This window comes from Rhodococcus sp. MH15, from assembly GCF_019266045.1.
GTDB lineage: Bacteria > Actinomycetota > Actinomycetes > Mycobacteriales > Mycobacteriaceae > Rhodococcus_F > Rhodococcus_F qingshengii.
In genome coordinates, this window is sequence record NZ_LPNP01000061.1 from 638,144 (window position 1) to 659,658 (window position 21,515).

The 21,515-nt window shown below is 62.4% G+C and carries 20 protein-coding genes; all 20 read right to left on the reverse strand.

Features of this window, described 5'->3' with window-relative positions; genetic code table 11:
- Positions 1–15: 15 nt before the first annotated feature.
- Positions 16–765 (reverse strand): DUF6390 family protein, encoded by a 750-nt coding sequence (locus ATN37_RS10890; RefSeq protein WP_054825611.1) that lies wholly within the window; start codon positions 763–765, stop codon positions 16–18.
- Positions 765–1,835, reverse strand: a complete 1,071-nt coding sequence (gene hypE / locus ATN37_RS10895; RefSeq protein ID WP_218695111.1) for a hydrogenase expression/formation protein HypE — start codon at positions 1,833–1,835, stop codon at positions 765–767. Before hypE ends, ATN37_RS10890 begins: the two co-directional genes overlap by 1 nt.
- Positions 1,825–2,937 (reverse strand): hydrogenase formation protein HypD, encoded by a 1,113-nt coding sequence (gene hypD / locus ATN37_RS10900; protein ID WP_007735088.1) that lies wholly within the window; start codon positions 2,935–2,937, stop codon positions 1,825–1,827. The genes hypE and hypD overlap by 11 nt, the downstream gene beginning before the upstream one ends.
- Positions 2,934–3,233 (reverse strand): HypC/HybG/HupF family hydrogenase formation chaperone, encoded by a 300-nt coding sequence (locus ATN37_RS10905; RefSeq protein ID WP_003942168.1) that lies wholly within the window; start codon positions 3,231–3,233, stop codon positions 2,934–2,936. Before ATN37_RS10905 ends, hypD begins: the two co-directional genes overlap by 4 nt.
- 16 nt (positions 3,234–3,249) lie before the next feature.
- Entirely contained in the window at positions 3,250–5,538 is a 2,289-nt protein-coding gene (gene hypF, locus ATN37_RS10910; protein ID WP_050655148.1) for a carbamoyltransferase HypF, read from the reverse strand.
- The gene (locus ATN37_RS10915) at positions 5,535–5,822 is read right to left on the reverse strand and encodes a HypC/HybG/HupF family hydrogenase formation chaperone (RefSeq protein ID WP_007735086.1); all 288 of its coding nucleotides are present in this window, start codon (positions 5,820–5,822) and stop codon (positions 5,535–5,537) included. Before ATN37_RS10915 ends, hypF begins: the two co-directional genes overlap by 4 nt.
- Positions 5,823–5,825: 3 nt before the next feature.
- The gene (locus ATN37_RS10920; RefSeq protein ID WP_047271381.1) at positions 5,826–6,320 is read right to left on the reverse strand and encodes a hydrogenase maturation protease; all 495 of its coding nucleotides are present in this window, start codon (positions 6,318–6,320) and stop codon (positions 5,826–5,828) included.
- Between the two features lie 6 nt (positions 6,321–6,326).
- Positions 6,327–6,446: a hypothetical protein gene (locus ATN37_RS33140; protein ID WP_003942178.1), complete on the reverse strand. Its 120-nt coding sequence runs from the start codon at positions 6,444–6,446 to the stop codon at positions 6,327–6,329.
- 48 nt (positions 6,447–6,494) lie between these two features.
- Entirely contained in the window at positions 6,495–7,856 is a 1,362-nt protein-coding gene (locus tag ATN37_RS10925; protein ID WP_064444499.1) for a hypothetical protein, read from the reverse strand.
- Positions 7,853–8,491, reverse strand: coding sequence for a DUF6084 family protein (locus ATN37_RS10930; RefSeq protein WP_007735081.1), 639 nt, complete (start codon positions 8,489–8,491; stop codon positions 7,853–7,855). The genes ATN37_RS10925 and ATN37_RS10930 overlap by 4 nt, the downstream gene beginning before the upstream one ends.
- Positions 8,488–9,108 carry a DUF5947 family protein gene (locus ATN37_RS10935; protein ID WP_058038667.1) on the reverse strand — a complete coding sequence of 207 codons (621 nt, stop codon included), beginning with the start codon at positions 9,106–9,108 and terminating at the stop codon, positions 8,488–8,490. The genes ATN37_RS10930 and ATN37_RS10935 overlap by 4 nt, the downstream gene beginning before the upstream one ends.
- 19 nt (positions 9,109–9,127) lie before the next feature.
- Complete coding sequence (locus ATN37_RS10940; RefSeq protein ID WP_003942277.1) at positions 9,128–10,030, reverse strand: NifU family protein; 903 nt, start codon at positions 10,028–10,030, stop codon at positions 9,128–9,130.
- A 3-nt stretch (positions 10,031–10,033) separates the two neighbouring features.
- Positions 10,034–11,827, reverse strand: coding sequence for a nickel-dependent hydrogenase large subunit (locus ATN37_RS10945; protein WP_058038665.1), 1,794 nt, complete (start codon positions 11,825–11,827; stop codon positions 10,034–10,036).
- Positions 11,828–11,881: 54 nt separating this feature from the next.
- Positions 11,882–12,997 carry a hydrogenase expression protein HypE gene (locus ATN37_RS10950; RefSeq protein ID WP_042922651.1) on the reverse strand — a complete coding sequence of 372 codons (1,116 nt, stop codon included), beginning with the start codon at positions 12,995–12,997 and terminating at the stop codon, positions 11,882–11,884.
- A 181-nt stretch (positions 12,998–13,178) separates the two neighbouring features.
- On the reverse strand, positions 13,179–13,979 hold the full coding sequence (gene hypB / locus ATN37_RS10955; protein WP_218695113.1) for a hydrogenase nickel incorporation protein HypB: 801 nt from the start codon (positions 13,977–13,979) through the stop codon (positions 13,179–13,181).
- A 2-nt stretch (positions 13,980–13,981) separates the two neighbouring features.
- On the reverse strand, positions 13,982–14,311 hold the full coding sequence (gene hypA / locus ATN37_RS10960; protein WP_073512368.1) for a hydrogenase maturation nickel metallochaperone HypA: 330 nt from the start codon (positions 14,309–14,311) through the stop codon (positions 13,982–13,984).
- Positions 14,312–14,471: 160 nt separating this feature from the next.
- Positions 14,472–16,166: a cutinase family protein gene (locus tag ATN37_RS10965; RefSeq protein ID WP_063316550.1), complete on the reverse strand. Its 1,695-nt coding sequence runs from the start codon at positions 16,164–16,166 to the stop codon at positions 14,472–14,474.
- 181 nt (positions 16,167–16,347) lie between these two features.
- Complete coding sequence (locus ATN37_RS10970; protein WP_172827083.1) at positions 16,348–17,460, reverse strand: alcohol dehydrogenase catalytic domain-containing protein; 1,113 nt, start codon at positions 17,458–17,460, stop codon at positions 16,348–16,350.
- 28 nt (positions 17,461–17,488) lie between these two features.
- On the reverse strand, positions 17,489–18,847 hold the full coding sequence (locus tag ATN37_RS10975; RefSeq protein WP_003942169.1) for a pitrilysin family protein: 1,359 nt from the start codon (positions 18,845–18,847) through the stop codon (positions 17,489–17,491).
- Between the two features lie 127 nt (positions 18,848–18,974).
- Complete coding sequence (locus ATN37_RS10980) at positions 18,975–21,245, reverse strand: polyribonucleotide nucleotidyltransferase (RefSeq protein ID WP_020907444.1); 2,271 nt, start codon at positions 21,243–21,245, stop codon at positions 18,975–18,977.
- Between the last annotated feature and the right edge of the window lie 270 nt (positions 21,246–21,515).

Consider the following 21,515-nt stretch of genomic DNA (forward strand, 5'->3'; position numbering starts at 1 on the left):
GAGGGGAACTGACGATCACATATCGGTCGACAGCATTCGGTTCGCGATCCGCAATCCCGAGTCTTCCGCGGCATCCAATGCACGTGATTGCTCTGCCGTTATCCTGTCGCACACCCAATCCCAGTGCATCGTCACCACAGCGCCGGGGACGGGCATCGCCGCAAGCGCGTTGCCCTCGACCCTCCACCGCACTCTCTGCGTTGCCGGTCGGCCGCGTGCGAGTTGCTCACCGTCGAACTCGAGCGGGGACGAAACCACCAATGCATGCTCCTCGCCGACGTCCTCGACCACTCCCCATCTGATCCGGCAGTTCTGGAGGACGGACAGTGGGACCGCACCGCGCTTCCGAAGAAGCTTGACCCACGGATACACCAGAAATACGTGAAAACTGTGGTGCGCGAGCGCGCGGTCCCGACCCCCGAGGACGGGGAGGAACCCGGTGTTCTCGCGTTCACCGAATGCCCCCCTCAAGTGCTGTAACAACTTCCCCGAATCGAGAGAGTCGAGGAGATCACCTCCCACCCAATAGGCTTCGATCACTCGCGAATCCAGGGGGTCGTCGATGCCCGCTCCTACAGCCAATGCCTCGAGGTACGGCCACGCACCGTCGAATTGACGAGCGTGATCACGGTCGCCGCTGCCCGAGTTGCCGCTGGCCAGACGAAGCAGCACTGAAGGATCGTCGGGTCCGCAGTAACCCAACTCGTTCGGCGGATACGCGTAGCGGGCAAACAACGCCGGCCCGTTCATACCGACGGCAGTCATCAGCAGATCCGAGGAAGTTGTTCACCTGCCGGCAAATCCACTACCCGATTGCCTCCCAATGCCGTACGCGCCACCACCATTGTGCGATGTTCGGCCACGCACTCCCCGATCACGGCGGCTCCCACACTCAGTGGATTGCCGTGCATCGCTTCCAGAACCAGGGCGGCATCTTCGCGTGGAACGAAAGCGATCAACTTGCCCTCGTTTGCGACGTACAACGGATCCAAGCCGAGTAGCCCACAGGCGTCGCGCACGTCAGCGGGAATCGGCAGATCTCGCTCCACCAGCGCAACCCCGATGTTCGACGCCTGAGCGATCTCGTTGAGGGTCGCGGCGACTCCGCCCCGCGTAGGGTCGCGCAGGACGTGGATGTCGACGCCGGTGGCAATCATGTCGGCCACCACGCCGTTCAGGGCCGCACAATCACTGCGCACTTCGGTCCCGAATTCGAGACCTTCGCGACAACTCATCACGGCCACGCCGTGAACGCCGATGTCGCCGCTGACGATCACGACGTCACCCACTTGTGCGCGAGTGGGGCTGATGTCCACCCCGTCTGCGACAATCCCGATTCCTGCGGTGTTGATGAAGACTCCGTCGCCGTGACCGGCATCGACGACCTTGGTATCACCTGTCACCAGCCGAACGCCGGCAACGTGCGCGGCCTCACCGAGCGCCTTCGCGATTCCCGCGATGTCGGTCAGTGCCGTCCCTTCTTCCAGGATGAATGCCGTCGACATCACCAATGGCTGCGCTCCAGTCATCGCCAGGTCGTTCACCGTTCCGTTGACAGCGAGATCGCCGATAGTTCCGCCGGGAAACACCATGGGTTTGACGACATACGAGTCGGTCGAGAACGCGAGTCGCACCCCGCCGACGTCGAATACGGCCGAGTCACCGAGTTCTGCTTCGGCAGCGCTTCCGAACGAGGGCAGGAACAGGTGCTCGATGAGCTCGGCGGACATCGCTCCTCCACCACCGTGCCCCATGACGATGTTCGGCGAATCACGCAGCGGCAGTGGGCAGACCCACGCCGACAAGTCCACGACAGCGGTCTCCTCAGCCGGCATGACCCGCCTCCTGAAGTTCCAGGCGCCGGTACAGGTAGTACGCGGCGCACGCCCCCTCGGACGACACCATCGTGGCACCGAGCGGATTCCGCGGAGTGCATTCCTTCCCGAAGGCACTGCACTCGTGTGGCTTGATCAAACCTTGCAACACTTCTCCGGAACGGCAGACGCTCGACTCGTCAGTGTGGATATCGGTCACCGAAAAACGCTCTTCGGCATCAAAATACGCATACTTCGGTGCCAGCTGCCAACCGCTGTCCGGGATCGATCCGATGCCGCGCCACGTCCGGTCCGACACGGCGAACACATCCTCGAGCATCGCTTTCGCTGCGGTGTTGCCCTGCGCGGTGACGGCACGGGCGTAGGCATTTTCGACCTCGTATCGACCCGATTCCAACTGCAGCACCGTCTTTCGGATGCCCTCCAGCAGATCCAGCGGCTCGAATCCGGTGACGACGATCGGGACCTTGTACTTCTCGGCCAGCGCCGGGTACTCCGACGTTCCCATCACACTGCATACATGCCCGGCCGCCAGAAATGCCTGCACGCGGCACTCTGGCGAATCCATGATCGCGGCCATCGCCGGCGGGACCAGAACGTGCGAGACGAGTAGCGAGAAGTTCTCGATACCCAGGCGATTGGCCTGATAGACGGTCATGGCGTTGGCCGGCGCGGTGGTCTCGAATCCGATCCCGAAGAACACCACTTGCCGGCCCGGATTCTCCTTGGCAATAGTCAGTGCATCCAACGGTGAGTACACCACCCGCACGTCACCGCCGGCGCTCTTGATGCGGAACAGATCCGACGAACTCCCCGGAACTCGCAACATGTCCCCGAAGGAGCAGAAAATGACATCGGGTCTTGCCGCGATTTCGAGAGCTTTGTCGATGATCTCGAGCGGGGTGACACAGACCGGGCATCCGGGTCCGTGGATCATCTCGATCTGTTGGGGAAGTAATTGATCGATGCCGTGTCTGATGATCGAATGTGTCTGACCACCACACACTTCCATGATCGCCCATCGCCGTGTGGCCAGCGCACGGATCTGATCCAGCAGTTTGCCGGCCAGTTCCGGATCGGAGAACTCGTCCAGATATTTCATGATTCCGTCTCCTTCGGTTCGATCCCCGCGGCCCGGGCAGCCCTTTCGAACCCGTCACCGAATTCCTCTTCCAGTACGCCGAGGTGCTCGAATTCCGCCAGCGTGCTGCGAGCGGATTCCTCGTCGAGTCGCTGGATGGCAAATCCGACGTGCACCACGACGTACTCGCCGACTTGGGCGCCCGGAATGTACTCGAGGCACACTTCTTTTCGGACGCCACCGAAGTTCACCACCGACATCGTCGTTCCGTCGCGTTCCTCCAGGGACTCGATACGTCCCGGTACGGCTAGGCACATGACACAACTCCTGACCTCATGACGAACTCCCCACCAGCACTTGGCCGTAGGCGAGACCGCCGTCGTTCGGCGGCAACTCCAGTCCTGTCAACGGCGTGAATCCAGCGTCTGAGAGCAGAGCACACGCCCGAACGAGCAGTAGAGGGTTCTGAAAGACACCTCCGGTGAGTACTACCTCGTCCACTCCCGCCAGTTCCCGGCCACGAATTGCCCACTCGAGCACCAGGTGCGCTACGGATTCGTGGAAACGGGCGCCGATCACTTCAGCGGGCAACTTCTCCCGGAGATCGCGGACAACAGCCCGAATGACCGACCGCGGATCTGCTGTCCACGAATCGTCGTCCGACTGCGTCCAATCGAAGGTGTACCGCGAACCGGCGCTGTCGACTCCCCTCGACACCCCCTCCAACTCGATGGCAGCCTGCGCTTCGTAGTCGACCCTCTGACGGACCCCGGTCAGCGAGGAGACTGCGTCGAACAACCGCCCCATGCTCGAGGTGTCCACGCACCCGAAACCGGTTTCCATCTGGTGAAGTAGGACCGACTGCTCTCGGGGCGGACAGGCTGCCACGGGCGCGAGGTCGGATTCCCAGTCCAACCCGGCATGCCACAGGTGGGCGAGCGCCATTCGGTACGGCCGTTCCACTCCGGCATCGCCCCCGGGCAGCAGTACGTATCCCAGATGCGCGAGACGGCGATAACCCTTGTACGTCGCCAGCAGTAGTTCCCCTCCCCACACTGCGCCGTCCGCCCCGTAGCCGGTGCCGTCGAACGCTATTCCGAGAACTGGTTCGCTCCCGTCCCGGCCGTTCTCCCCCATCACGGAAGCCACATGTGCGTGGTGATGCCCGACGATGCGCACCGGTCGGTCACCACTACGACTGCGAGCCCACGAGGACGAGCGATACCGCGGATGCTCGTCACAGGCGATCTGGTGCGGCACCACCCCCGTGATCGATTCGAAGTGACTCTCCGACGCAGCAAAACTGTCGATGACAGCGAGGTCGCCCATGTCTCCGATGTGCTGACTCGGCCACACATATCCGTCCTCGGCAAGACAGAAGGTGTTCTTCAGGTCGGCCCCGACCGCCAAGGTAGGCGGTACGTCGAACGGCGCGGTGACGGGCAGCGGAGCATATCCGCGCGAGCGACGAAGCAACTGTCTTCCACTGCCGACTATTCGCATCACCGAGTCGTCACACGGCATCAAGATCGGACGGTTGTGGGTCAATACCCCGTCGGCCAGGTCACCCAATCGTTCGAGATCGTTGTCGGAGTACAGAATCGGCTCACCGCCGATGTTCGCCGATGTCATGACCAACACCGCTGGGCCCGCCTCTTCTCCGGCCAAACCCAGAAGAAGATGCTGAATCGGGTTGTAGGCCAGCATGATTCCGATATCCGGAATGCCGGGGGCAATCAAGGGGGAAAGCGCGTATCCAGACGCTTTGGCAACCAGCACAATCGGGCGCTCGCGCGAGGACATGGCATCAGCCTCGGCATCACCGACCACACCCAACTCTCTGGCTTCTGGCACATCGCGCACCATCACCGCCAACGGCTTGCTTGCTCGATGCTTGCGTTCACGCAACTCGTGAACCGCGCGGTCGTCGCGGGCATCACAAGCCAGGTGAAATCCTCCGATTCCCTTGACAGCAAGAATCTTCCCGTCTCGCAGTAGGGATCGGGCTCGTAGCAGTGCACCCTCACCGGTCACGGCGGGCGCGTCCCCTTCCACGAACGATAGCGTTGGACCGCACTGCGGGCAGGCAATCGGTTGCGCATGAAACCGGCGGTCGGCGGGATCCACGTACTCCGCCGCACAGTTCGCGCACAACGGGAATCGCTTCATCGTCGTAGCGGCCCGGTCGTAGGGCAGCGATTCGATGATCGTGAATCGCGGACCGCAGTTGGTGCAGGTGATGAATGGATGACGATATCGCCGATCGCTCGGATCAGTCAGTTCCCGGAGGCAGTCGTCGCAGATCCCGACATCCGCCGGCGCCAAGGTTCGCCCGACCGACCCCGCATCCGTCTCGACTATGCGAAACCCCTCACGACCAACCGGCCGCGAGTCCTCGCGCTCCACCGACTCCACCCGTGCCAGCGGTGGGGGGCGGTTTCGCACCCGAGCGACAAATGCATCGATTGTCTCTCCGTCGCCTTCGACGTCGATCACGACACCGAGAGCAGAATTTCCCACCGAACCCGACAGTCCCAGTTCGGTGGCGGTCGCATGGACGAACGGCCGGAAGCCCACCCCCTGGACTACGCCACGAACGATGACACGGCAGGCGATCTTCATGTCCCGACCTCGCCGTTACCAGTATCGGAGTCGACTACCTCACCGTCGTGGCCACCACGGCCCATCAGTTCGAGGCCGGCCCGAGCATGGCGAGCTCCCTGCTCGTCGACCTTCTCGACTGCAAAGCCCATGTGGATCACCACCCAGTCACCTGCCGTGACGGTGCCTTCGTCGAGCATTCCGATGTTGACCTTGCGTGGTGCCCCCTCCACGTCGACGAGAGCGAGTTGACCTCCGTATCCGTCCAGTAGTTCGCGTACCCGTCCCGGAATCCCCAGACACATGACTCACACCTCCGGCCCCAGTGTGGTGGCATCACAGTCCACGTCGATGGACCGGACGAGTGCCAGCACCGCAGAAGCGGCTTGCCTTACCGAATCACGCATCTCCGCACTCAATCCGATTCCGTCGCCGATCGATTTCGCATGTGCCCCCACCACGAACGTCCGCGGGAGTGTTCCGCCGAGGGCCTGCAGGCTGGCAAACACCGAACTCGGATGCATCGAGTGCGCGTCGAAACCTCCTTGCGGGCCTTCACTTTCGGGGTCCACTTCGATGATCGCGAGCTTGCCCGGGACTCCGGTCGCCGGTAAGGCATCGATCAGGACCAGGGCGTCCCACGACTCCAACAAGTCGTACGCCAGATGCACGCCCCGAATCCCGTAGTCGACCAGGTGAGCTCCCGATGGGAGATTCTCATGCTGCAGCGCCCGAACAACTTCGGGGCCGAATCCGTCGTCTTCGAGAAATATGTTTCCGACACCTGCAATCAGCACGCGCACAGCGCTTTACATCTTTCGCATTCGCAGATAGCGCTGGATGTCCGGCATCGACACCACCAGGACGATCGCGGCTGCGATCGCGGTGGCGCCGAGAAGTGCCGTCGACAGCAATCCCATGCTCCTCATGGCGAGTTCTCCTCTCGATAGCTGTGAAGTTCGATAGCTGTGAGTACGTCACGCGCTGTCGCGCGGCATCGGCTCTATCTCGTCCGGCGCGAAGTACAGGTAGCGGCCGTACCAGTTGTGCAGATCGGCGGCCGGATCGTCCAACAGTGTCACCCCAACATGAATGTCGCCGTCCACGTCTTCATGAATGGTGGCGACGTGGGCGATCCGGCCGTCGAAGAACAGGTCCTGAGCATCAGCGCGGCGTGAGGGGTGGAGCCGAACTGTACTTCCACCAGAGACACGGACGCCGTTGATCAGAACTGCGTCGGTGCGTGGTTGGACACTGGTGTCGGCTTCCGGGGTCCACCAGTCCACACCGTCAGGCACCTCGGGTATCAGATCAGAACCGGCGTGCGGATTTCGCAGCACACCGTGCAGGCCGGCTAGATCGTCGTCCGTCAATCGCTCACATCGGTCGATGATGTCGGCAGCTCTGGAGTCGGTAGCTCGCGCCCGCGCCTTTTCCTCGTCGGTCATGGCAAGGATTCTCAGGGTGAGAATTTCGTCGATCTCGGTCGAGTCGAAGAGAGATCCCTCGCTCTGCGGCGCAATCTCGGGAAAGTCGTACAGGATGATCGGTGACACCAGAACGGTGGGAGATGTGCCAGGGTGAGTGGGGTCCTCGGTCCCCGCAAGCACCGGATAACAGCGATTTTGCCGCAACTGCTCCGAGTGATCTGCTTCTTCGAACAACGACAGGAACCTCGAGCCTGTGCAGTTCACAATGACGTGAGTCCCCAGCATCGATTGCGCGGTGGCCGTGCCCTTGTCCCGTGCGTCGACGCTCGTGGCGTTCATGATCGTCACGGAAATCACCGTGCGTCCGTCCCCGGCGGAGGCGCTCACTGCCAAGAGGCCATTGACCGGAAGCCGTGTCCGAACGATCCGTCCGACCACCCTGCCCCGAGAGTCCGACAAAGTCTCTCCTTCGACAACTCCGGCCGCACAGAAGGTTTCTTCGACGCCGGCCTCGAGTTCGTCCAGACCCCACGGACCCAACACGATCTCGGACTCGGTGGCTTCGTCCCACGAGATCGACTCCCGCTCGCCGACCACCAACCGATCGACCGGGATCCACGCCCCGCCGGCGCCGAGTCGTTCAACCGTCCGCGACTGGTGGTGCAGAAATCTCACAGTCGCAGAAACCTCGACGCCGTTCCGCTCGAATTCGCCGAGCAGACATTGCGCGGACATCGACGGTTCCTCGCCGACTCCGACCTCGGCGGCGCCGGGCGGTCCGAGAACCCCGAACTGCCAACGGGATTGATTCTTCGCCGAGCCGGCCCGGTAGGGATAGAGAAGATATCCCTCGTACAGGACGGCGTCGGCCACGGCCCGAACGTCGTGATCCATCCCCGTTCGAGTCATCGCGGCACCTGGCTCGCCGTCAGCAACTGCCGCACGGCTGAATCGAGGTCCGTGAGGCCGTGCGCTGCCTTGAACCGCACGAGATCGGCAATCGTCTCATGGTCGAGGCGTACCCAACCAGACGCCGGATAATGCGCAGCCATCAGCTGTTTCCACACGTCGACCGGCAATTCGTAGGCAGCAGATCTGTCCCACGGGATCTGCTGCACGGAGAAACCACGCGGTCCGTCGGTGAATACCGTGCCGCTCAGTAGAACCACGATCGGAATCGTTCCGTCTCCGAGTGCGTGCATGTACTTCGACGCCGTCACCGAGAAGTCGTACGTACACGCCATGGGCAAGGCCGCGACCGTTGTTCCGGTGAATCCTTGAACGACCGTGGAACATTCCATCCACAGGAAGGTGCGCAGCGTACTCGACCAACGCTCCCGCGGACCGAAGAGATCGCGCAGACCTTCGCCTTCGGCGTCGGAGTACGGTCGGCGGTGTGGTTCGATTCGTACCTGCGCGCGCAGAGCCACCGCACGGACGGTCGTGCCGGTGGATTCCGACATTCTCAATCTCACCGTCAGATTCGGCGTAACCGCGTACGGTTCCACCTCCATGTTGTCGATCGAGAAGTCGAGAACAGTCATGCCGACCTGCTTCGCGCCTCGACGCGCCCGAAGAACTCGTCCACTGCGCGTGCGGCATCCTGGCCACCGTCGAATCCGCGCCACACGGTGCGCAATCGTCCCACCAGTTCGTAACAGGCGTCGATGGGAACAACGAAGCATCTCGGCGATTGTCCTGACGTGGGCACCGACACGATCAACGCCTCGACGTCGGCCCGCATCTGCGCGAGCCCCGGATTCTCCTCGAGCACAGTCTCGAACGAGTCGATGGGCAACTCGGATTCGGTAGCTCCGGCCGGTCCCGGATAGAGGACTATGTACTTGTCGAGGAGTGAGTTGCGGAAGAAGAATGCCAGGCCGACGGGGATTTCCAGAGACTCCCACCGGCCAGGGCCGAGGTCGAAGTCCGGAAACTCGAGGTACCGATCGGGAACCGCTTTGTATCGAAGGTCCGCGTCGACCGGTGCAAAGAGTAGATAGCAGGGTCGGCACACGCACATCAGGCTCCGGACCTGTACGTCCACGACGTGCTGGTGTTCGTCGCCTATGCCCGCCGCACACATCTCACACCTCGGTCCGGTCGGAACGACACGCGACGAGGCGATTCGTGTGAGCACCTCTCCCACAGTGACTTTCATGACCGGGCTGCGTTCACGGCTAGGTCACCGGTATCACAGAATCGTCAGCAAGCGCGACCGAGAGCACTCCGTCGCGAATCAGCACCGGCACAGGCGCCAGGTGCTCGGAGCCGGTGCCCACCCGCGCTCCCGCCCCGTACACACTGAAGTGGGCAGAGCACGTCGGACAGGTGAGGACAGCGGCGTCTCGGGCAGGACGGCCCATCATGCGTTCGAGCACAGCCCCCGCCATCGAGTGCTCACACACCGGGCAACGGTCGCGATACGCGTACAGATCGTCACCGGAGCGGCAGACCAACAGATCGGTGCCCGACACGCGGAAGCCCGCGACCTCTCCCACCTCGACTTCGGCGAATTCGGGGACCTCCACCCAGTGCGTACCTCCCCCGTCGGCGTGAACGTGCGAGAACAGGGACTCGACCGAAATCACACCCGACTTCAGCTCATGCGAATCCGGTGTTTCGACGTCGATTCCGGTGGTCTCGGGTGCCGCCGCCTGCACCGCGTCCTGGACCGCGGTTTCGAGGGTCACCGAGGACGAAGGGCAACTGTTACAGCTTCCGAGAAGCCGTAGTCGCACTACGCCGTCCGCCACCTCGATCAGTTCGACGTCGCCTCCGTGCGAACCGAGGTACGGACGCACGCTGTCGAGCGCAGTGCGGACGCGGGTCTCCACGTCGTGCGGGTGAAGTCCGTGCACCAGTAGCAGGCTGGACACCAGATCGTCGCGAACCATCGCATCCATCGTGGCCGGATCTGCCAGAGCGACGGTGCGTTCGAGTGCTGCGCCGTACAACTGCACGACTTCACGCACCAGTTGCTCGGCGCGATCTCTCGCCACCGGGCCTGCGCCGGCATTGGCCTGCAACAACGTCTCGATGCGCTCACCTGCTCCGCGCCAGTAGTCGGCCGATTGCTCCATCGATCACTCCCCGGTCACGGACTGCGTCGGAGAGTGCAACTTCTCCAGAGTCTTGCCACCGCCGAGATACATGTGAACACCACACGGCAGGCAGGGATCGAAACTACGCACGGTCCGCATGATGTCGATGCCCTTGAAGTGGTCTCGATCGTTCTCCTCGAAGATCGGCTGACCCTGCACGGCATCCTCGTACGGACCGGGGGTTCCGTAGCTGTCGCGCGGGCTCGCATTCCACGGTGTCGGTGGGTACGGGTGATAGTTCGCGATTTTTCCGTCACGAATCACCATGTGATGTGAGAGAACTCCGCGGACGGCTTCGGTGAATCCGCAACCGATACCCTCGTCCGGGACCTCGAACGACTCCCACGTCTTGGTCCGGCCGGCCCGGATCTCGACAAGCGCCTTCTCAGCGAAATGAAGGGCAGCCGCGGCTGCGTATGCCTGGAAATACGTTCGCGCGCGGTTTCTTTCGAGGGTATTGCTGCCATGTTCGGGAATCTTCCACTCGAGCGAGACAGGAGCCTTCAGTGCTGTTTTCGGAAGATTGATCTTCACACTGTGTCCGGTCGACTCCAGGTATCCGATGTCGACCAGGCCGGCCAGAGCGGTGCTCCACAGGCGAGCCAATGCTCCCCCGCCCGTATCCAGAGCAAGGTTGTCTTTTCCGTCGAACCATCGCGGTGACATGACCCAGCTGTACTTGTCCTCGAGGTTCCGCTTCTGCGGGTGAGGGTTGGTGTGCTGATTCCACGGGTGCCTGCGATCGACCGGGTTACCCAGCGGATCGGTTTTGACGAACATCTCCTGATCACTCCAGTCCTCGTAATACGAGGAGCCCAGCATGATTCGGATACCGAGGTTGATGTCCACCAGATCCGTGGTGACCAACTTTCCGTCGACAACCACACCGGGAGTGACAAACATCTTCCGGCCCCAGTCGGTCATGTCCTTGTAGGAGAAATTGCAGTACTCGGGGTCTTGGAACGATCCCCAACAACCCAGCAGGGTCCGCCGCAGGCCAACCTTTTCGTAACCAGGCATCGCCTGGTAGAAGAAGTCGAACAGGTCGTCGTGCATCGGCACGACCTTCTTCATGAATTCGACGTACCGCATCAGCCGCGACATGTAGTCCGTCATCAGTTCGATCGTCGCGACGGTGCCGACGCCGCCGGGATAGAGCGTCGACGGGTGAACGTGCCTGCCCTCCATCAAGCAGAACATTTCGCGAGTCGAACGCGAGACTTGCAACGCTTCGCGATAGAACTCACCCGTGAACGGATTGAGAGTCCGCATGATGTCCGCGATCGTGCGATACCCGTGCTGCTCCTCGTGCGGGCAGCGCGTGTTCTCTGCCTGCGCCAGCACACCGGGATTCGTCTCGGAGACCATCTTCTCGCAGTAGTCGACGGCGACAAGATTCTCTTGAAAGATGTTATGGTCGAACATGTACTCGGCGGCCTCGCCGAGATTGACGATCCACTCGCCCAGATGCGGCGGCTTGACGCCGTACGCCATGTTCTGTGCGTAGCACGAGCATGTGGCGTGATTGTCACCGCAGATGCCGCAGATACGACTGGTGATGAAATGCGCGTCGCGCGGGTCCTTCCCCTTCATGAACAGGGAATACCCGCGAAAGATCGACGACGTGCTGTGGCACTCCACCACTTCGCGATTGGCGAAGTCGATCTTGGTGTAGATGCCCAGACTGCCGACGATTCGGGTGATGGGGTCCCACGCCATCTCGACAAGACCGTCGCGGTCCGCAGTCGAGGTGGGTTCGGGAACGATGGCCGTCATTGCAGTGCCTCCCAGAGACGTTGCTCACGAACTGATTTGAATGTATCCGGTCGGTCACCACGTACGCGTCGCACCGGTGAGTAATTTCGACCCGCGCTCGCGCCAGTGCGGTTCCTTGTCCAACGTGTTTCCGGTGATCCGGCGGAGACTGTGGATCACGGACCCGTACATTCCCACCGCATTGGTGGAGAGTTTGCCGCCAGGTGGTTCATCCATGAACGGCATGAACTTGTCGGGGAATCCCGGCATCGTGCACCCGATGCAGATCCCGCCGACATTAGGACACCCGCCGACTCCGTTGATCCAACCACGTTTGGGGACATTGCATTTCACGACCGGTCCCCAACATCCGAGTTTGACGATGCACTTCGGTGACCCGTACTCCGTCGCGAACTCACCCTGCTCGTAGTACCCACCACGGTCACAGCCCTCGTGTACGGTGGCACCGAAAAGCCACTGCGGGCGCAGGGATTCGTCCAAGGGAATCATCGGCGCCTGATCAGTGGCCATGTACAGAAGGTAGGTCAGGGTCTCGGAGAGGTTGTCCGGCTGAATGGGACACCCGGGAACGCAGACGATCGGGATGCCCGCCTTCGATTTCCAGGTCCACCCGAGATAGTCCGGCACGCCCATCGCACCGGTCGGATTGCCGGCCATCGCATGTATGCCGCCGTAGGTCGCGCACGTACCGACCGCAACTACCGCAGTGGCTTTCGGTGCCAGCTTGTCGAGCCATTCGCTCGTGGTGACCGGTTGGCCGGTTTCGCGATTGTTCCCGAAGCCGCACCAATACCCCTCGTCGTGAAGTTTCTCGTTCGGTATCGATCCTTCGACGACAAGAACAAAGGGTTCCAGTTCTCCGCGGTCGGCTTTCCAAAACCACTCCAGGAAATCGTCAGCGCCACCCTGCGGTCCGCATTCGAAGTCGATGAGCGGCCAATGAACCGCTACCTGCGGCAGGCCGGGCAAGGCGCCGAGCGCGATCTCCTCGATACTGGGTTGCGTGGCTGCAGTGAGCGCCACCGAATCTCCGTCGCAACTGAGACCGGCATTGATCCACAGCACGTGGATCAGAGTTTCTTCCGCTTTGGCCGCTGCGCTTGCGGGGGTAGCTGCGCTTTCGGAGGCAGGTTCCGCCGTGGTGCCAGCAGTCGATTTTTGTGTGTCCATGTCAGCCGCTTTCACGGGTGCACTTGCGCCTTGACTCTCAGCGCCGCGACTGGCCTGACACGCTATGGCCTCAAGACTCTGTGGCCTCGAATTGCCGCGGCACCGAAACGCTGACGCCACCGGAGTCGAACCTCGGCCCACTTGCGTGGCACCCACTCATTTCATTAACTACCCGAGCAGATCAGTTGTCAACGGCCACCGGAGAAATCGCCGAACGACTACCGATCCACTCGTACCACTCGTCCATGCCCTCACCTGTCGTGGCAGACAGAACAACAACGCGCACAGCAGGATTGAGTATTCTCGCCTGCTCGACGCAGGCATCGACGTCGAACTCGACGTACGGGAGCAAGTCGATCTTGTTGATCACCACGAGGTCCGCGACAGCGAAGATGTGTGGGTACTTTTTCGGTTTGTCTGCCCCCTCCGGCGTAGAAATTAGGACAACCTTGCCTTCCTCGCCGAGGTCGAAGAGCGCGGGGCACACCAGGTTTCCGACGTTTTCGATCAGAAGCAGCGATTCTTCAGCGGGATCCAAGGCGCGCAGTGCGCGGTCGATCATCGCGGCATCGAGGTGACATCCGGCCCCGGTATTCACCTGCACCACCGACGCGCCGGTCTCTCGGATCCGCTCGGCGTCGAGCCGGGTTTCCTGGTCACCTTCGATCACGGCTATCGGTCGCTGACATCCGAGCTCCCGGATAGTTCGCGCCAGCAATGTCGTCTTCCCCGCGCCGGGGGAACTCATGATGTTGAGCGCCGTGATTCGGCGGTTCCGCATCCACTGACGATTGTGAACCGCAATGCCGTCGTTCTTGGCGAGCACCTGCTGCTCGAGAATCACGGTGTGGTCGGGGTGGCCGTGCTCATGGTCATGCTCGTGACCGTGCCCATGATCGTCGTGTTCCTGCTCGTGTTCTCCGTCTGCGACAACCGACACCCGAGGTCCTGTGGTGTCCCCGCACCCACACGTCGCGCACATGCTCAGCTCACTTCCATCGACAGGATCCGTAACTCTCGGCCGGCAAGCACCTCGACATCAGCACTGCCGCATTCACACAGCAAGAACATGTCGGGCGGCGAGAACATCACGCCGCAGCTTTTGCATCGCGCGCTGGTTGCAATCTCATCGATGTGCAAGCTGGCACCTTCGGCGTGAGTACCCGCGGTGACGACGTCGAAGCAGAACAGCAGAGAGTGTGGAACCACCGCGCAGAGTTGCCCTACTTCAAGCCGCACGCTCGATACTCGTCGCTCGCCGGCACGCTCACACACGGCTTCGACCACACTCTGCGCAATGGACAGCTCGTGCACGGTGAAACCCACGATTCGTGATCCGGAAACCTCCCTTCCACGATAAGCACCAACGGTCGTTGTGCGTAACCCGTACACGAAAACAGGCTGCGATCCGCAACTAATTGCGGATCGCAGCCTGTGACAGCGTTATTCGTGTGACGAACGCCGGCGAGAAGGATTACGGGTTCGGAACCGGCACCTTCGTCGTCGTGGTCGTCGACGTCACTGTCGTAGTCGGGGGGGCCGTCGTTGCATCCGTTCCCGCTACCGGTGTGGTCGGAACTGTCGACGTCGGCGTCACTGCCGCCGAACCCGTCGGAGTGGCAACCGCTCCCGATGTGACCGACGCCGATCCTGCCGCAGGCACCTGTGACGTGGTTGCGGGCGCTCCAGCAGATCCCGTGGAGCCAGTGGTCCCGGCCGGTGCCTGACCGGTTCCGGTGCCTTCAGCCACCGCGGCGTCGCCCTCAGCATTGCCGTCAGCCATGTAGGCATCGACAGCAGCACTGATCTGTTCCGGGGTCGGCTTCGCAGTTGTGTCGACGGGCTTTCCTTCCTTCGCCTGCTGGGCGAGGTAGGTGAGCCAGGCCGCTGCGTACTCAGCTGAAGTCAACGGCTTGCCGTTGGCCGCATCCGCATCTCGCCAGTAATCGAAGTGGTGTCCGACGTCTGGAGCGAGTGTCTGCTGGTAGGGGTCGCTCAAGATCACGGGAATCGTGTTCTGGTTGGTAGCAATCAGACCGACGATCTCCTTGAAAAGCTTCTGCGGCAGATATGCCAGCGGAGACACCTTGTCGGTGGACACCGTCTCGCCCTCGGCTACCGGCGCCGGCGCGGGTGTTTTTCCGGGCTTGTACTCCGGATCCGAGACCTTGAGCATCACCTGAAGGAATGTCTCGTCACTCTGCATCCAGTTGGGATTGGACGAAATGTCTGCGAACGCCTCGAAGACGATCTGGCCGAACACCACCGCGACGTCCTGACCGGTGGCCGGGTTCAGACCCTGCGCTTCGAGTTGGTCGATGTTCAACTGCCGACCGACATTTGCCGCCAAGATCAACAGAGAGATGTTGCTGGGAGCCGAGCAGGTGAAGTCACCGTCCGAGCAGAAGGACGCGACCTTGCCGTTCAGCTTGCCGAAACCTCCGGCAGTGCCGGGGAGTACACCTTCGCCAGGTGTCGCGGAGGTGCCGTTCTGGTACTTCGTATTGAAGTTATCCGGGTTCGTGAACGGATTCTTGGCACCGAGGAACGTACCGTCGCCCGCTTCACGGCCTGCATCCGCCAGCATGACCACACCGACAACCTTGTCCGGGTCGACCCCGAACTCGTTGTTCTCCTGCGTACCGATGTCCATCGCGACGCGACGCACCACATCGGCGCCTTCGCTGTACCCGACGATCGAGAACTGAGTCTTCGGGCATTCCTTGGCGATGGCACTCATCACGGACTGCGTATTTGCAGCGCCGGCAGCGACGGCATCCTCGTAGGACGCCATGTTGGCCGGGTACGCGATATACACAGCCGCGTACGAGCCGGGCTTGTTCGCGTTGACGGAGCCTGCCGGGTTGATCACCTGGTCGACGCGTTCACTCTTGTAGTCACCGGACAGGGCGGCCGGCAGCGGCTTCCCGTCGGCTCCCAGCAACATCTTCACCGTCGAAGCGTCCGGTGTGTCGTGTCGACCGGCAACCGCGATGCTGACCATGTCGTGACACTCGGTGACCGACGACGTCAATTGTGTCTCGATCGTGCGTGACTCCGGAGAGTCCACAGCGACCGCAACCGCGACCAGTGCGGCCACGCCGAGCGCTGCGGGCGCTACTGCACCCGCCAGTATTCGATGTCGCGAAAAGAACCCACGAACCGGCATATCTTCTCCCCAATCAGCTTTTGGAAAACGTACGACCGACCCCCGGGGCGTCACGCAACGTCATTCGAGTAGTCGTCCAGTACGAGAGGAGCGTTACAACGGGTAACGATTTTCCGTGGCGACTCGGGAGGGAATCGGGAGCGCAAACGCCTCATTTCCGCTGCATAACACCGACGTGCACCTACTCCGCGTCGAAGATAATGACCTGTCGGATTGCTTTTCCGTCGGCGAGTTCGTCCATACCCGAATTGATGTCGGCCAATTCGATTCGCGAGGAAATGAGCTTCTCGACCGGCAGCTTCCCGTCGCGCCACAACTGCGCGTAGATCGGGATGTCGCGGGACGGGACCGCAGATCCCAGGTAGCTGCCGATAATGGTCCGCGCTTCGGCGACCAGTCCGAGAGGTGAGATCGACGAGCGCGCGTCAGGCGCCGGCAACCCGACCGTGACGGTCGTGCCACCCGCTGCCGTCGCAGCCACCGCTGTCTCGAAGGCCCGAGAATTTCCCGCGGCCTCGACGACGATGTCTGCGCGAACGCCACTCTCGGACAGGCCGGACGGTGTGAAGACCTCGGTCGCGCCCAGTTCCAGCGCCTGAGCCAGCTTGGACTCCAGTGCGTCGACGCCGATGACGTTCTCGACCCCGAGTGCCCTCGCCGTCAGGATTGCGGCCATCCCGACGCCACCCAAGCCGACCACCATCACGGTGTCTGCCGGGCGAGGCTTCGCCGCGTTGAGGAGCGCTCCCCCACCGGTCAACACCGCGCAACCGAGTACGGCTGCAATTTCGGCCGGGATGTCGTCGTCGACGGGAACAACCGACTTGGCGTTGACCACAGCATGCGTCGCGAAACCCGAAACACCGAGATGATGTTTGACGTTCTCGCCGGAGCGCCGCAGTCGTTGCGCGCCACCGAGCAAACTGCCGTCGTTGTTGGCAGCGCTACCCACCGTGCAAGGCATCCGGCCGTCAGTGGCGCATCCCGCACATTCACCGCACCGTGGAAGAAAAGTCATCACGACGCGGGTGCCCACCGACAACGAATCAACTCCGTCGCCGAGTTCGATGATTCGACCTGCCGCCTCATGGCCCAACAACATCGGCACGGGTCGTACCCGATTCCCGTCGACCACGGAGAGGTCGGAGTGACAAAGCCCGGCAGCTTCGATCTTGACCAGGATCTCACCCGGGCCCGGGGATTCGAGGTCGAGTTCCGAAATCGAAATCGGAGTCGACTCTGCGAAGGGACGCTTCCGGCCGATCTCTTCGAGCACTGCACCACGGATCTTCAACTGCACACCCCGATTTCGATAGTTCGAACTACTTGCCCACGATCCCGCGTACCGACGCGGGGAGGTCACGAACCCGCTTGTACGGACCCACGACGGCGGCTGCAAACGGCCTCGTCAAGAGCACCTGCGCCACCTCGAGCACCTCTTCGGAGGTGACTGCGTCGATGGTCGCGAGCGTCTGCGCAACACTGCGATGGTTGCCGTAGTTCAGTTCACTGCGACCGATACGGTTCATGCGTGAGCCTGAATCTTCCAGTGCCAGAACCAATCCGCCGCGCAGCGATCCCTTGGCGCGGGCGATCTCGGCATCGGTGATTCCGTCCGTCGCCACGTTCGCGAGTACCTCGCGGATCACCGTGGCAACCTCCCCGAGGTTCTCCGGCTGGCAACCTGCATACACGGAGAACGCTCCGGTGTCCGCGAAGGTGTCGACGCCCGAATAGACGGAGTACGCAAGCCCGCGCTTCTCCCGAATCTCTTGGAACAGACGAGAACTCAGCCCACCGCCCACTGCGGCGTTGAGCACCGACAGCGCCCAGCGATGGCCCTCGTGCCGGCCGAACGCGCGTACCCCGAGCGCAAGGTGGACCTGCTCGCTGTCGCGGTGGGTCAAGCTCAGTTCAGGCATCGTGCGCAACCGCAGAGTGCCTTCGCGCCGCGGCGCCGGCTTGACCCCGCGCTCGAGATGTCCGGCAAATGCACGGCGAGCGAGCGTCACAACCTGCTTGTGGTCGACGTTTCCCGCTACGGCCAGCACCATCCGCTGCGGTGTGTAACGCCGAACATGGAAGGAATGCAACTGATTGCGCGACATCGACTCGATCGATTCGACGCTACCGATGATCGGACGGCCGACAGGATGATCGCCGAACAACGCGGTCAGGAACGCGTCGCCGAGCAAGTCTTCCGGATCGTCGTCACGCATCGCGATCTCTTCGAGCACTACTTGCCGCTCGACGTCGACGTCCGCGGTTCTGCAACGCCCTCGCAGCACGACGTCGGCGACAAGGTCAACCGCCATCGGAAGGTCGTCGTCGATCACGTGCGCGTAGAAACAGGTGTGTTCCTTCGACGTGAATGCATTGAGTTCGCCGCCCACACCATCCATGACCTGCGCGATGTCCAACGCCGTCCGTGACGGCGTCGACTTGAACAGCAGGTGCTCGAGAAAATGCGCGGCACCGGCCACACTCGGCTGCTCGTCGCGCGAGCCGACTCCGACCCACACACCGACGGAGGCGGAACGCACACCGGGAATGAACTCGGTGACGACGCGCAGGCCGCCGGGAAGGACCGTGCGCTGTACTCCGGATTCGGGAGTCGCATCGATCGGCGATTTCAGCACAGCGCTGCGGCTGCGCGTGGTGTTGGGAGTGGTCTTTGCCATGAAAAGGTTCAGCAGTCCTCGGTGCAAGTGGTCAATCAGGTATCTACAGGCTCTGTGTCTACAGACAGTACAGATGCGGCCCCGCACGGAAATCCGCGCGGGGCCGCATCAGAGTACGAAGTGAGATCTACTCGGAAGCAGCCTCGTCGGCGGCCGGAGCGGCAGCCTCGTCGTTGCCCTCTTCGACCGGGATCAGCGAGATCTTGCCACGTGCATCGATGTCGGCGATCTCGACGCGGATCTTGGATCCGACGTTGACCACGTCTTCGACCTTGGCAATGCGCTTACCGCTGCCCAGCTTCGAGATGTGCACCAGTCCGTCGCGTCCCGGCAGGAGCGAAACGAAGGCACCGAAGGCGGTGGTCTTGACGACCGTGCCCAGGAACCGCTCGCCGACCTTGGGGAGCTGCGGGTTGGCAATGGCGTTGATCATGTCGATCGCGGCCTGTGCAGACGGTCCATCGGTGGCGCCGACGAACACGGTGCCGTCGTCTTCGATGGAGATGTTGGCACCGGTCTGCTCGGTGATGGAGTTGATCATCTTGCCCTTGGGGCCGATGACCTCACCGATCTTGTCGACGGGGACCTTGATGGCCGTCACGCGGGGAGCGAACGGGCTCATCTCGTCCGGGGTGTCGATGGCTTCCGCCATGACCTCGAGGATCGTGGTCCGTGCGTCCTTCGCCTGCGAGAGTGCACCGGCGAGGACCTGCGACGGGATGCCGTCGAGCTTCGTGTCCAGCTGCAGGGCCGTGACGAAGTCCTTGGTACCTGCGACCTTGAAGTCCATGTCGCCGAAGGCGTCTTCGGCGCCGAGGATGTCGGTCAGCGCGACGTAGCGGGTTTCGCCGTCGACCTGGTCGGAAACCAGACCCATGGCGATACCGGCAACCGGAGCGCGAAGCGGCACACCGGCGTTGAGCAGTGCGAGCGTGGACGCGCACACCGAGCCCATCGAGGTGGAACCGTTGGAGCTCAGCGCCTCGGAGACCTGGCGAATCGCGTAAGGGAACTCTTCGACGCTGGGCAGAACCGGCATGAGAGCGCGCTCGGCGAGTGCACCGTGACCGATTTCGCGACGCTTCGGCGAACCGACGCGGCCCGTCTCACCGGTGGAGTACGGCGGGAAGTTGTAATGATGCATGTAGCGCTTGGTGGTCTCGGGACCGAGCGAGTCGACCTGCTGAGCCATCTTGACCATGTCGAGAGTGGTCACACCCAGGATCTGGGTCTCGCCACGCTCGAACAGTGCGGAGCCGTGTGCGCGCGGGATGATCGCGACCTCGGCGGACAGCGAACGGATGTCCGTGACGCCGCGGCCGTCGATGCGGAACTGATCGCGCAGGATGCGCTGGCGAACCAGCTTCTTGGTGAGCGAGCGGAACGCTGCTCCCAGTTCCTTTTCGCGGCCTTCGAAGTTCGGTGCAACCTGCTCGAGAACCTCGACCTTGACCTCGTCGGTCTTGTCGTCGCGTTCCTGCTTGCCGGCGATTGTCAGTGCGGCATTGAGCTTTTCGGACGCAGCGGCCTCGACGGCAGCAAAAACGTCGTCCTGGTACGCCGGGAAGACCGGGTAGTCACCCGTGGGCTTTGCAGCCTTGGATGCCAGTGCTGCCTGTGCAGCGCACAGACGTGCGATGAACGGCTTGGCGGCCTCGAGGCCTTCGGCGACGATGGCCTCGGTCGGTGCCTGAGCGCCGTCGGCGATCTTCGCGATGACGTTGTCGGTGGCCTCGGCCTCGACCATCATGATCGCGACGTCGGCGTTGTCACCGCTGCCGGACACGACGCGGCCGGCGACGACCATGTCGAAGACAGCGTTCTCGAGCTGATCGACCGTCGGGAATGCAACCCACTGGCCGGCCTTGTTGTCCTCGGAGACGATGAGTGCAACACGCACGCCACCGACGGGGCCGGAGAACGGCAGGCCCGCGATCTGCGTCGACGCGGAAGCGGCGTTGATAGCCACGACGTCGTACAGATCCTGCGGGTTGAGGCTCATGACCGTGACGACGACCTGGATCTCGTTACGGAGACCGTCGACGAACGACGGACGCAGCGGCCGGTCGATGAGGCGGCAGGTCAGGATCGCGTCGGTGGAGGGGCGTCCCTCACGACGGAAGAACGAACCGGGGATGCGGCCCGCTGCGTACATGCGCTCTTCGACGTCCACCGTCAGGGGGAAGAAGTCGAAGTGCTCCTTGGGGTGCTTGCTGGCGCTCGTGGCGGACAGCAGCATGGTCTCGTCGTCCAGGTAAGCAACGACGGCGCCGGCGGCCTGCTGAGCAAGGCGTCCGGTCTCGAAACGGATGGTGCGGGTACCGAAGGACCCGTTGTCGATCACGGCGGTGGATTCGAACACGCCTTCGTCGACCTCTACTACGGAATTCTCTGTCATTCTTTTCTCTTCACTTCCCTCTCGTCTTCGCCGTACCCGCGCGGGCGTTTCCACCCTCCTGGTGGAAACTGCGCACCGAGGGACGTCCCCCTCTTGAATTGCAGACGCTCCTTGCGATGCGAGCGATTTCTGCTTCGGGACGTCACGACGTTCGGGCGGCCGTCGATCGAAGTCCGCCGGAGCTTTCGGGCACTTGCCCGGTCCGGAGAACCACTACCGACAACCGACACCACGTTCTCTGGTGCATACGGTGTGCTGGCTGCGCACTGC

Bases quoted from the DNA above. Each gene is read 5' to 3' on its own strand.
- ATN37_RS10890 (WP_054825611.1), bottom strand. From the start codon at position 765: ATGACTGCCGTCGGTATGAACGGGCCGGCGTTGTTTGCCCGCTACGCG.
- hypE (WP_218695111.1), bottom strand. From the start codon at position 1,835: ATGCCGGCTGAGGAGACCGCTGTCGTGGACTTGTCGGCGTGGGTCTGC.
- hypD (WP_007735088.1), bottom strand. From the start codon at position 2,937: ATGAAATATCTGGACGAGTTCTCCGATCCGGAACTGGCCGGCAAACTG.
- ATN37_RS10905 (WP_003942168.1), bottom strand. From the start codon at position 3,233: ATGTGCCTAGCCGTACCGGGACGTATCGAGTCCCTGGAGGAACGCGAC.
- hypF (WP_050655148.1), bottom strand. From the start codon at position 5,538: ATGAAGATCGCCTGCCGTGTCATCGTTCGTGGCGTAGTCCAGGGGGTG.
- ATN37_RS10915 (WP_007735086.1), bottom strand. From the start codon at position 5,822: ATGTGTCTGGGGATTCCGGGACGGGTACGCGAACTACTGGACGGATAC.
- ATN37_RS33140 (WP_003942178.1), bottom strand. From the start codon at position 6,446: ATGAGGAGCATGGGATTGCTGTCGACGGCACTTCTCGGCGCCACCGCG.
- ATN37_RS10925 (WP_064444499.1), bottom strand. From the start codon at position 7,856: ATGACTCGAACGGGGATGGATCACGACGTTCGGGCCGTGGCCGACGCC.
- ATN37_RS10930 (WP_007735081.1), bottom strand. From the start codon at position 8,491: ATGACTGTTCTCGACTTCTCGATCGACAACATGGAGGTGGAACCGTAC.
- ATN37_RS10935 (WP_058038667.1), bottom strand. From the start codon at position 9,108: ATGAAAGTCACTGTGGGAGAGGTGCTCACACGAATCGCCTCGTCGCGT.
- ATN37_RS10940 (WP_003942277.1), bottom strand. From the start codon at position 10,030: ATGGAGCAATCGGCCGACTACTGGCGCGGAGCAGGTGAGCGCATCGAG.
- ATN37_RS10945 (WP_058038665.1), bottom strand. From the start codon at position 11,827: ATGACGGCCATCGTTCCCGAACCCACCTCGACTGCGGACCGCGACGGT.
- ATN37_RS10950 (WP_042922651.1), bottom strand. From the start codon at position 12,997: ATGGACACACAAAAATCGACTGCTGGCACCACGGCGGAACCTGCCTCC.
- hypB (WP_218695113.1), bottom strand. From the start codon at position 13,979: ATGTGCGCGACGTGTGGGTGCGGGGACACCACAGGACCTCGGGTGTCG.
- ATN37_RS10965 (WP_063316550.1), bottom strand. From the start codon at position 16,166: ATGCCGGTTCGTGGGTTCTTTTCGCGACATCGAATACTGGCGGGTGCA.
- ATN37_RS10975 (WP_003942169.1), bottom strand. From the start codon at position 18,847: ATGGCAAAGACCACTCCCAACACCACGCGCAGCCGCAGCGCTGTGCTG.
- ATN37_RS10980 (WP_020907444.1), bottom strand. From the start codon at position 21,245: ATGACAGAGAATTCCGTAGTAGAGGTCGACGAAGGCGTGTTCGAATCC.